This is a genomic window from Pseudomonas sp. RIT-To-2 (genome assembly GCF_029623465.1).
In the GTDB taxonomy this organism is placed as follows: domain Bacteria; phylum Pseudomonadota; class Gammaproteobacteria; order Pseudomonadales; family Pseudomonadaceae; genus Aquipseudomonas; species Aquipseudomonas silvicola.
In genome coordinates this window covers 202,637-213,783 of the sequence record NZ_JAPYKM010000009.1, presented here as the reverse complement: position 1 = coordinate 213,783, position 11,147 = coordinate 202,637, and the positions used below count along the sequence as shown (strand labels likewise).

Genomic DNA, 11,147 nt, shown 5'->3' with positions numbered 1-11,147 from the left:
ACGCCCGATCAAGCGTGCTCATGCTTCACCTCCAGGACCATCGGTGAACTGGAGGGTGATCCCGTCGGCGTCGTTGTAGCCTAGTGTCACGCCCTGGGCGTGCTGCCCCGCCGCCTGGCGTCGCAGCAATTGCTGGCTGAGCACCGGCAGGATCTGCTGGTTGAGCAAGCCGTCGATGTTGCGCGCGCCACCGTCGGGCAACAGGCAGGCACGCACCAGCGCTTCGATAAGCGCGGGCTCGGTCTTGCACGCAAGGCCGTAATGGCGCTGCAACCGTTGCGCGACCTGACCGAGCTTGATGCTGACGATGCGCGCCAGTGCCTGCTCGCCAAGCGGGCGGTAGATCAGGGTCTGAAAGCGGGCCAGCAGCGCGGGCTGGAAATGCTCGCGCAGGCACGGGCGCAGCAACTCGTGCAACGCGCTATCGGGCAGGTCAGGATCGTGGTCGAGTCGAGGTTGCAGGTGCTCACTGCCCAGGTTGGAAGTCATCACGATGACCGTGTTGCGGAAGTCGATTTCGCGGCCTTCGCCGTCACGCATGACGCCTCGGTCAAAGACCTGGTAGAACAGGTTGATCACGTCGCGGTGGGCCTTTTCCACTTCGTCCAGCAGTACCACGCTGTAGGGACGCTGGCGTACCGCTTCGGTGAGGATGCCGCCCTGGCCATATCCGACGTAGCCGGGGGGCGAGCCTTTGAGCTGGCTGACGGTGTGAGCTTCCTGGTATTCGGACAGGTTGAGGGTGATCAGTGCTTTTTCACCGCCGAACAGGCAGTCGGCCAACGCCAGGGCGGTCTCGGTCTTGCCAATGCCGCTGCTGCCCACCAGCAAGAACACGCCCAGGGGGGCGTTGTCGGCAGCGAGCCCGGTCTTGGCAGCACGCAGGCGTTGAGCCAGTGCGACAAGGGCCTGGTCCTGCCCGATGACGCGCTCGCCCAATTGCTGTTCGAGTGTCAGCAGGCTGGCCTGCTCGTCCTTGAGCAGACTGCCCAGGGGTACGCCGGTCCAGTCGGCGATGACCTCGGCGACGCTGCGGGCGCTGACGTCCAGGGACAACAGAGGCAGGCTGCCTTGCGCGGTGTGCAATTGGGCCTGCAATGCCGAACAGGCTGTGGCGTTCGCCGGTTCGACACCGCGCGCGGTGATCAGCCGGGTGACCAGGGCCAGTTCCTGATGGTACTGGGTTTCCAACGATGCCAGACGCTGGCGCAAGGCGTTGTCACGTTGTGCAATGGCAGCGATGGGCTCATCAATGGCCAGGCCTCGCAGCAGGGCATCGTCCTGCAGTGCTTGCTTCTCCAGGGCCAGCGCCTCGCGCTCGGCACGAAGCGTCACCAGTACCTGGGGTTCACAATCCAGGCCCATGCGCACACGGGCACTGGCGGTGTCGAGCAGGTCGATGGCCTTGTCCGGCAACCGACGGCCCGTCAGGTAGCGCCGTGACAGGGTGACAGCCGCCTGCACCGCGCCATCGAGGATGTGCACACCGTGGTGCTGGGCGTAGCGGGCCTTCAGACCGCGCAGCATCAGGCAGGCGTCGCCATCATCGGGCTCGCCTACCGCGACACGCTGGAAACGACGCTCCAGCGCGGCATCACGCTCGAAATACTGCTTGTATTCCGACCATGTGGTAGCGGCGATGGTACGCAGTTCACCTCGGGCCAGGGCCGGTTTGAGCAGGTTGGCGGCGTCAGCGCCGCCGGCCTGGTTGCCGGCGCCTATCAGGGTATGAGCTTCGTCGATGAACAGCAGCACCGGCGTCGGCGAGTGCTGTACGGCATCGATGACATTCTTCAGACGTTGTTCGAATTCGCCCTTGAGCCCGGCGCCCGCCTGCAACTGCCCCAGGTCAAGCGTTCGCACGGTAGCCGGCTTGAGGGCGTCGGGAACGTTGCCTTGGGCAATCCGCAGGGCCAGGCCCTCCACCACGGCGGTTTTTCCGACCCCGGGTTCGCCCACCAGCAGGGGATTGTTCTTGCGGCGGCGACTGAGGATATCGATGACCTGGCGAATCTCCTGACCGCGACCAAACACGGGGTCAATGTGCCCCTCACGGGCTTTGGCCACCAGGTCCTGGGTAAAACGCTCCAACACGGCCACGAGTGCTTCAGCGGGCTCAACAGGGGTACCCGGTAGCTGGGGTGATAACGCGGCCAGCTCGGGCCGTTCGGCCGACTTGTCGAGCAATGGCGATAGCTGCTGCAGTTGCGGTTCCGTAAGGCTGAGCAGTGGCAACGCGGCCTCACAGGCCAGTAGCGCAGGTACCTCCAGCAGGGCACCAAGCACATGGACCGAGCGCAATTGAAGATGATCGTCGTCCAGCGAAGCCCGCAACCAGGCGTGCTTGATCAACTGCTGCAACCGGCTGCACAGCTGGGGCCTGGCCTGCACGCTGCGCGGCAAGCCGTCCAGGTGGTCGAGCAGGCCACGCCAGAGCGTGTCCAGGTCCCATTCAAGACGGCGGGCAATCAGCGCCAGATCACCCTCACCCTGCTCCAGCAATTTGAGCAGCCAATGCTCGATGCTGATGTAGGCATGGGCGCGGCTCTGGCATAGCGAAGCAGCCGCGCTCAGTGCCTGGGCACAGTGAGGGTTGAGGCGGCGAAGCAAACGGCTGGCGGTAGGTACCATGGGTACGTCCTTGTTCGAATATTCAGCGGGGCCGGACGGGCGTCGAACCTGATGCGCCCGGCTGAACGCCCGCGAACGGACGCCCAGCCAGGCAGGCCCAGGTCAGGCGCTCTGGCGTTCGCTCCAGGCGTCGGAATGAATGATGTTGCCGTCCTTGTAGGTCCAGGTGATCTTCTCGTAGCGCAGTTCGATCTCCTCCAGGTGGTTATGCTTTTCCTTGGCGGGATCTTTCACGTCGTGCATCTTGGGTGCGACTTTCACCACCTTCACGTTCTCGAGCGTGGTGTTGAAATACTCCACCTCCTGCCCCGCATCATTGATGCGATACCACTTGAACTCGGCGCTCTTAAGGGTCTGGCCGGTGCTGACCGCCTTGTAGAGGTACGGGCTGCTGGCGTCGATTTCCTTGGTGAACATGAACGGCGTGTGAATGCGTGCGCCGGTCAGCTTGCCGGTGCTGTTGTCGGTGGGGATGTACAGCTTGTGGTCCTGGGCGACCACCTCGACGCTACCCTCACGGCTTTGTACATCGACCGAACCTTTGATGTCCGCGCCGCCGTCGTCTTTCAGCCACAGGTAAACGGGAATAGCCATGTAATGCTCCTTCTCAGAGATTTGACGTCGCGGAATGCGACTGGGGTTGCCTGCCCGGTTCCGCGGCAAGCAGCGCGCAGGCGCCTGCCTCCGGCACCAGGCGGATATCGACGCGACGGTTGGCGGCGCGTCCGGTTTCGGTTTCATTGCTGGCCACAGGCTGATTGGCCCCGAAGCCCTGCACCGCGAAACAGCTGTCGGGGATGTCGCCCATGCGCTGTATCCAGTCGCGCACGGCACCGGCACGGGCGCGGGACAGCGACAGGTTGTGCTCGGGGTTGCCCGTGGCATCGGTGTGCCCGGTGATCAGGATCAACCAGCCTGACTGGGCCTTTATGCCCACCAGGGCGTTGACCAGCACTTTGGTCGACCCAGGCCTGAGTTGTGCGCTTCCGCTGCTGAACAGCGACAGGCTGTCCAGGCGCACGGGGTCGGCACTGACCAAGCCCAGGGGGGAAGGCGGGGGACGGTCAACGAGCGCCTGCACCGTGGCGCGTAACGGCTCGCCATGATAAAGGCCCAGCCCCAGCGCCCAAGGGGCGCCGTAACGGTAGTACTGGCCCAGGCGCTCGGCGTGTTCCTGCAACACCTGCAGCGCCTGCGCCTGGCGCGCGATTTCGGGCTGGTCATGACCTGTCGGTAGCGCGGCCACCGTGTAGCGGCGCAGGTCGTCGGTCACCTGACGCACCAACAGGATGTTTTGCCAGGCTGAACTGATCAGGGCGATGAGCACCGCAAAAGCGAACAACCAGCCGGCGATGATGGCCGCACGCCTGCGTGAAGGGTGCCCGATGTTGACCGGCAACAGCGGCACCAGCGCGTCAGGAAATGGCAACTGCGCGGGGCCATCGGCGACGGTGGAACCAGCATAGACGAGCCCTGCCCTACCCCGTAGCCACTGCTGCCACAGGTTGCCCTGCACATGCAGTGGCGAAGGGGGTACCAGGGTCATGGCGCACGCGACTGCTGGCCCTGATGCCTGACGGGTGGCGCCAGTGTCGTCACCCGCCACCCGGTGTTGCCGCAGCCAGGCGCCAGCGCTGTTGAGATGCACGCCGGCCTGCATGCGGGTAGCTCGCTCGGCCGTGCTCGCAGGCTCGCGCTGCCAGTCACCCAGCGAGCTGTTCAGTGCGCCGTCGCGAACACGTGGCGCGTTACCGCCCGCTTCCCAACTGAACCATGGGCCTGCACCGCTCGCAGCGGGCACGTAGCTGATCTGCAGCAATGGCAGGTCCACGCCGTGCCGCCGGGCAACCGCGATCTGGTCGAAGAAGCTGCGAACGCGCACGCCCAACCGCACCGCGTCGGTATGCCCGCCCAGGTTGACGACGAACATCACGCACAATTGTCCTGCCCAATCCGGGCGCAAGGCGAGCAGGCCGGTGACCATCAACGGCAGTTGCTCGATCTCGGGAACCAGCACGTAACATGCCTGAGCGGTGACGTGCGGGGCCGGCTGGCGCCCTGATGCTGTGCCGAAAAGACCTGGCTGACCATCACCACACACCAGCACCACCGGAAGACGGTAGCCCGGCGGCGGCAGTTGCATCTCACTGGCCAGCCCCACGGCGGCGGCCCGGCGCATCGCGTTGCGGCCACCCACCACCCACGCCATGGCCACCACAACCAGTGTTCCCAGAGCCAGCACCGCACGTAGCCCGGTTGACAGGGGCAGCACTGCCAGCAGGATCAATGTCAGCGTCCCGGCCCAGAGCCAGAGCACGCGCGTGGCCATGAGCGTCATTGCCCGCACCTCATGCCTGAGCCGCCAGAAGCGTGGCGACCATGCTGCCCAGATACTGATCCAGCCCCCACCAGGTGGCCGCCAGCAGAAGGCCCGGGACCCACCAATGCGCAAGCCGTGCACGGCCGGTTCGCCGAAAGAATCCGGCGGTGCAGACACGCTGGGTCGTTACCTTGTGGCGCACCGCCAAGTGCGCGACTCGGTCAGTCAATGCCGCCAGCAGCGCATTGCGCTCGGGGGCCTCTGCCTCGCGGTAGCGGCCGCGGAAGCCCAGCATCAGCACCCGGTGGTAGACGGTCAGTACCTGAAGGTCCGGCGCCGGCTGCCCCAGCAATGCGCGCATTTCCTCGTACAGGAACTCTCCTGCCTGATGACGGTTGAAGAACTGCGCCTGCAAGGGCTGGCCCGCCCAAGCGGCATGGACTTCATCCTTGGCACGGCTGAGTATCGTTTCGTCCAGCAAAGCGCACTGTGCGTGACTGATATGGTCGACGCTGACCTGGCTCATGCCCGCAGCCATAAGCTGGTCGCGCGTATTCCGAATTTGCCCGACACACTGCTCGCGCAACTGCGCGGCTTCAAGCAGCGAGGCCCCCTGCTGCAGCTCAACCACCAACAGGTAGCTGTCCTGCAACAGTTCGTCGACATCCGGCAACCGGGGGGGCGGCGCTTTCGTGATGGGCAGGGTCATGAGCGCAATACCGCAAAGAGTTCAAGCTTCACATCGGTGAGGGTGCTGGGCACGTAGAACGCACAGACCCCGGCCGCAAGCACCGCCCGGCCCCGCGGGTGGCTGAAGTCCAGCGAGAAATACTGGTTTTCCAGCCGCAGGGGTATGGCGGCGGGAACATGGCCGAGCGGCTGCAACGGCACGCCATCGAGCGCTGCGTTGACCAGTTGGTCGACGTCATCGGGGGTACCGGCCTTGCACAGGCGCGGGAACTGGCTTTGCACGAGCGCGGCGGCCAGGCGGCAACGCACCGACAGGTAGAAATCGGCGCTGCCAGGCTCACGCAGACGTGGATCATTGAGCGTGACTTGCCAGCGATTGGTCGCTGTTTCCTCCAGCTCCAATGTGAGCACCCGCGATGGCAGGCTGGCCTCGAGCGACATCGAGATCAGCCGCATCAAAGGGGGGAATACATCGCCAAGGGCATGGTGGTCATAGGCGGGAATCTGCGCAACATCGTGCTCGAGTGAAAAGGTGAGCAAGGCACCTGCCAGCTTCGCCAGCTCCAGATAGACCTGCTCCGGGTGGCGCGCGGGGTAGCGCTTGATATCGGCCAACACGGGCTGGTAGGTGTTCAGCGCATTGAGCAACCAGAAGAGCGAGACATCCGCCACGGCAAAATCGGCCATGCGCTGGTTGCTTTCACGGCGCATACCCATCAGCCGCTGGCGCTTGGCCGACAACTGGGTCAACAGGTTATCCAATTGCACCACCAGCCCCGGGTGCCCGGCGAGGCTCATCAAAGGAGGCACGAATTCGGGGTCGAGCAACCAACCCTGCTGCCCGTCCCTGACCAGGCGCGCGATCGGACAGGTGAGGTAGCCCGCATTGTCGCCGCCGGCCAGCCGCAGACTGAGTGCGTGTTCCAGCACCCCGACCGACTGGATATCATCACCATAGGCATCCTGAACCGGACGCCAGACTTGCCTGTAACGCTGCAGCCGATCCACCCTCGCGCCCTCGAACAGGCAGTTGTCGCCGTTGGACTGTTCCAGGGGCAATGCCAGCAACACAATGGCGTCGGACTGTTCGGCCGCCACCAGGTGGCCGGGCTCGATGGCCCCAGGCATCGCGTCTGCCGCTTCGGTGTCGATCAGCGTGCCGTCCGCCAGGCGCACGCGCAGCCTGGAAGGCTGGAGCTTGCCCAGGCGCAGCGCCTGCGGATCGAATTCGACCGCTTGCACACCCCAGGGGTGAACCAGGGCCAGATGGGCCAGGCACTCATTGGTCCAGGCCTCCCAACGCGCCTGGTGCTGAAATTGTTGTGGGGATAGCAGAACCCCGGCGGCCCACAGGGGGCGAGCGATTTTCATGGCATCGTCTCCTGGGCAAGTCAGGCCTTGGCCTTGGGCATCTGCGAAACCAGCGACAAGTTGACGTCCATGCCCTCAACCTGGAAATGGGGCACGGCATACAACTTGACGCGGAAGAAACCGGGGTTGTCGTCAATGTCTTCGACGGTGACCCGGGCCTCGCGCAGTGGGTGGGAAGCTTGCAGGGCATCGCCCGGGTCGGTCATTTCCGTGACCAGGCCACTGACCCACCGGTTGAGTTCCAGCTCCAGCAAGCGCCTGTCCTTGGTGGTGCCGATGTTTTCGCGCTGGATCATCTTCAGGTAGTGCGCAATCCGCGAGAGCAGGAAGATGTAGGGCAGGCGTGCGTTGATACGGCTGTTGGCAGTGGCATCGGCCGTGTCGTAGAGGGCGGGTTTCTGGGCAGAGTTGGCCGAGAAGAAACAGGCGTAGTCACGGTTCTTGTAGTAAGACAGGGGGATGAACCCCAGGTTGGCGAACTCGAATTCGCGGGTTTCGGGGATCATGACTTCCGACGGGATCTTCACCTGGTTGCCCGTGCCCAGGTCGTAGAGGTGAATGGGCAGGTCGGTGACCGCGCCGCCCGATTGCGGGCCGCGGATCTGCACGCACCAGCCGTTGGTGACGAAGCTCTTGACCATGTTGGCGGCGAACGCAAACGATGCATTGGTCCACAGGTACTTGTCGTGGTCGGGGCCCTTGACGCTTTCGATGTAGTTGAAGCTGCGCACTGGTACCGTGTCGGGACCGTAAGGCAAGCGGCCCAGTACCCGAGGCATGGCCAGGCCAATGTAGCGGGCATCGTCGCTGTCGCGGAACGCCTTCCACTTGATGTATTCGGCGCGATCGAAGTAATTGCCGATGTCCTTGATGGCCGAGACTTCTTCCATGCTTCGCTTGCCAAAGAACGCCGGCCCCACGGACCCGATGAACGGCATGTGTGCGCAAGCCGCGACCTTGGCGATATTGCGCAACAGGGCGACATCCTGAGCCCCGCGATCAAATTCGTAGTTGGAGATGGCCGCGGCGATCGGCTCACCTCCCGGCGTGTCGTATTCCAGCGTGTAGGTGTGCAGGTACAGCCCACTCTGGGCAATTTCCGGGGCGTCTTCAAAGTCCTGGGCCAGGTGCTCCTTGCTGACGTCCAGCAGTTCGATCCTTACGTTCTGACGGAAATCGGTCTGGTCGACGAGCGACTTCACCCCACGCCAGGTGGATTCCACGCGCTGGAAGTCGGGATGGTGCATCACGGCATCCAACTGCCGGCTGATCTGTTCATCCAGCGTGGCGATATGCTCATCCAGCAGCGCCTTGTCCAACCGTTCGACCTTGCGTGGGGCGCCTTGCAGCAGCTGCAGAAACACGCTGATGGCAGCCGTCACCCGTTCATCGGTGGACGCCTCGGATAACGTTTCGGAATATTGAAACGGCTCAATGTCGTTCAGCACTTCCACAGGGCTGAGATTGATCTTGGCAAACAATGCACCATAGATGCCCTGGCTTTCTTCAGGCAACACTTCAGCGCCGCGCAAAGTTTGCGCGTTGGGTTGTGTAGACATAGTCGAACTCCTGTAAGCGAAGCTTTTATAAAGCTAGCGAGATTCCTGACACGCCAACGCCGCCAATTCAACGCGCAATGTATGACTCAGCGCTTCGTCCTTGAGTATATGTTCCAATTCCTGTCGAAACATGGCGTTATCCAACAGGTTGGATTTCAGGTCACGCAACAGGTTGCGCATGGCCAGCAACGCACGTAGCTGAGGAATCTGCCTGGCCACCTGTTCTGGCTCGAAATCCTTCATGGCACGGAATTCGAGTTCGGCGACCGTGTCGGTGCCGTCCTTGGCCACCGTGTTTTCAACCCCCACGGCCAGCGCGGGTGCGAACTCCGCCAGTACGCTGTCGAAATTGTTCTTGTTGATATTGACCTTGCTGCGGCCGGACAAAGGACGCTGCTCCCTGCCATTGCTATAGTCACCCAGCACCATCAGCTTCAGTGGCAATTCGACTTTTTTCTGCGCACCGCCGGTATGCAGGTCCAGCTTTATATTGACGCGTGCTTTTGGCACTTCATTTTGAAAGCTATTCGAAGCCATGCGTACTCCCTTGGCGAACATCCAACACGATACATAGTAAACAGAGGTTAACGAGGGTGCGACTGCGCAACCAGGCAGTCAGTGGCTGACACTCGGTGCAATCAGCGAAGCGATCGCGCTACACTGGATAGGACCTTAAACCAATAAGTAGGAGAGCTCTACCCCTTGAGAGATACTTGGGAAGTTTCGCAGGAGCAATCGGAAGCGCCCTACAAATACAGCCTAACAAGTAAGGAAATATTGCTTTAATCACACACTTTGCAATATAACAACACTCTAGAAACTTGATAGCCAACAGTTAGCGATTAAGAAAAACCGCCGACTGATCAAGGATCGTTGTGGCAGTTTCTCCCAGAGGCAGGAGCTGTGCAGTAGCCAGGAAAGCCACGGGCCAAAAAACGCAGGCACAAAAAAAGCCGGAGAGTGCTGTGCACTTTCCGGCTCTTTTCTTCTTGCATATGGTGGGTCGTGTGGGACTCGAACCTACGACCAATTGGTTAAAAGCCAACTGCTCTACCAACTGAGCTAACGACCCGCTGTGTTGCATCGCTTGCGACTGTGTGTCTGTGTCGCCGCGTTGTGGTGCGTATAATACTGATTTCTAAGGATTATTCAACACCTATTTTGAAAAAATTTCAAAAATATCGCGTTGGGTCGCTCACACCCGCGGCTGCGAACCCTTCGGCGCGCAGGCGGCAGCTGTCGCACTTGCGGCAGGCACGGCCCTGGTCATCGGCCTGATAGCAGGAAACGGTGAGGCTGTAATCCACGCCATGGGCGACGCCCGCCTTGACGATGTCGGCCTTGCTGAGGTTTTGCAGAGGGGCCTTGATGCTGAAGCCCTGCCCTTCCACACCGGCCTTGGTGGCCAGGTTGGCCATGCGCTCGAAGGCTTCGACGAACTCGGGGCGGCAGTCGGGGTAGCCGGAGTAGTCGACGGCGTTGACGCCGATGAAGATGTCGCGGGCGCCCAGTACTTCGGCCCAGCCCAGGGCCAGGGACAGGAATACGGTGTTGCGTGCTGGCACGTAGGTGACCGGGATACCTTCGGTAGGGGCTTCGGGCACGTCGATGCTGCTATCGGTGAGCGCCGAGCCACCGATGCCGTTCAGGTTCAGGCCGATGACTTTATGTTCCACCACGCCCAGGTCACGGGCAACGCGTGCGGCGGCGTCCAGTTCGGCGCGGTGGCGCTGGCCGTAGTCGAAGCTCATGGTGTAGCAGGTGTAGCCTTCGGCTTTGGCCATGGCCACGACAGTCGCCGAGTCCAGGCCGCCGGAGAGCAGAATTACCGCTTTTTTGTCAGTCATGTCTGGTGTCCTTCAGGAATGTGGGATCGAAGCGATCAGCGGCCGGGTTCGTCGTTCCATAGCAGTTTATGCAACTGCACCTGGAAGCGTACGGGCAGGTTGTCGGCAACGATCCAGTCGGCCAGGTCGGTGGCGTTGAGTTGGCCTTTGCTCGGCGAGAACAGGACATCACTGACGCGACGGTCGAGCCCGTACTGGATGAGCTTGGAAACCGACCAGTCGTAATCGTCCCGCGAGCAGATCACGAACTTGACCTGGTCGTTGGGGGTCAGCAGCTCGATGTTCTCGTAGCGGTTGCGATGGCATTCCTCGGACGCCGGGGTCTTGAGGTCGAGCACACGGCTGGCGCGGGTATCGACCTTGGAGATGTCCAGTGCGCCACTGGTTTCCACGGATACCTCGTAGCCTGCATCACACAGGCGTGCGATCAGCGGAATGGCATTGGGCTGGGCCAGCGGCTCGCCGCCGGTGACACACACGTAGCGCGGCTTGAACTGCGCCACTTGCTCCATGAGCGAATCAAGGGTGCGAAGGGTGCCACCGGAAAAGGCGTAGGCACTGTCGCAGTACTGGCAGCGCAGCGGGCAGCCGGTCAGGCGCACGAAAACCGTGGGCAGCCCCGCGGTACGAGTCTCCCCCTGCAACGAGTAGAAGACTTCGGTAATGCGTAATGTGTCTTGCATAGGGTCCACGGGCATGACAGCTAAACAGGCTGACCGCCTCCGTTGG

At 62.3% G+C, this 11,147-nt stretch carries 9 protein-coding genes and 1 tRNA gene; all 10 read right to left on the bottom strand.

Going from position 1 to position 11,147, the window contains the following annotated elements; all coding sequences use genetic code 11:
* Positions 1 to 18 precede the first annotated feature (18 nt).
* The 10 genes from tssH to queE all read right to left on the bottom strand — a co-directional run bounded on the left by tssH (position 19) and on the right by queE (position 11,101).
* Complete coding sequence (gene tssH / locus QBK88_RS11290) at positions 19 to 2,631, bottom strand: type VI secretion system ATPase TssH (RefSeq protein ID WP_277962090.1); 2,613 nt, start codon at positions 2,629 to 2,631, stop codon at positions 19 to 21.
* A 102-nt stretch (positions 2,632 to 2,733) separates the two neighbouring features.
* Positions 2,734 to 3,225 (bottom strand): Hcp family type VI secretion system effector, encoded by a 492-nt coding sequence (locus tag QBK88_RS11285; RefSeq protein ID WP_277962089.1) that lies wholly within the window; start codon positions 3,223 to 3,225, stop codon positions 2,734 to 2,736.
* A 13-nt stretch (positions 3,226 to 3,238) separates the two neighbouring features.
* On the bottom strand, positions 3,239 to 4,969 hold the full coding sequence (locus QBK88_RS11280) for an OmpA family protein (protein ID WP_277962088.1): 1,731 nt from the start codon (positions 4,967 to 4,969) through the stop codon (positions 3,239 to 3,241).
* 10 nt (positions 4,970 to 4,979) lie between these two features.
* Positions 4,980 to 5,660, bottom strand: coding sequence for a type VI secretion system protein TssL, short form (gene tssL / locus QBK88_RS11275; protein WP_277962087.1), 681 nt, complete (start codon positions 5,658 to 5,660; stop codon positions 4,980 to 4,982).
* Entirely contained in the window at positions 5,657 to 7,012 is a 1,356-nt protein-coding gene (gene tssK / locus QBK88_RS11270; protein WP_277962086.1) for a type VI secretion system baseplate subunit TssK, read from the bottom strand. The genes tssL and tssK overlap by 4 nt, the downstream gene beginning before the upstream one ends.
* A gap of 20 nt (positions 7,013 to 7,032) precedes the next feature.
* Positions 7,033 to 8,571 (bottom strand): type VI secretion system contractile sheath large subunit, encoded by a 1,539-nt coding sequence (gene tssC, locus QBK88_RS11265; RefSeq protein ID WP_277962085.1) that lies wholly within the window; start codon positions 8,569 to 8,571, stop codon positions 7,033 to 7,035.
* A gap of 33 nt (positions 8,572 to 8,604) precedes the next feature.
* On the bottom strand, positions 8,605 to 9,108 hold the full coding sequence (gene tssB / locus QBK88_RS11260) for a type VI secretion system contractile sheath small subunit (protein WP_277962084.1): 504 nt from the start codon (positions 9,106 to 9,108) through the stop codon (positions 8,605 to 8,607).
* Positions 9,109 to 9,567: 459 nt separating this feature from the next.
* A tRNA-Lys gene (locus QBK88_RS11255) sits at positions 9,568 to 9,643 on the bottom strand.
* A gap of 100 nt (positions 9,644 to 9,743) precedes the next feature.
* On the bottom strand, positions 9,744 to 10,418 hold the full coding sequence (queC, locus tag QBK88_RS11250) for a 7-cyano-7-deazaguanine synthase QueC (protein ID WP_277962083.1): 675 nt from the start codon (positions 10,416 to 10,418) through the stop codon (positions 9,744 to 9,746).
* 35 nt (positions 10,419 to 10,453) lie between these two features.
* Positions 10,454 to 11,101: a 7-carboxy-7-deazaguanine synthase QueE gene (gene queE, locus QBK88_RS11245; protein ID WP_268149289.1), complete on the bottom strand. Its 648-nt coding sequence runs from the start codon at positions 11,099 to 11,101 to the stop codon at positions 10,454 to 10,456.
* Between the last annotated feature and the right edge of the window lie 46 nt (positions 11,102 to 11,147).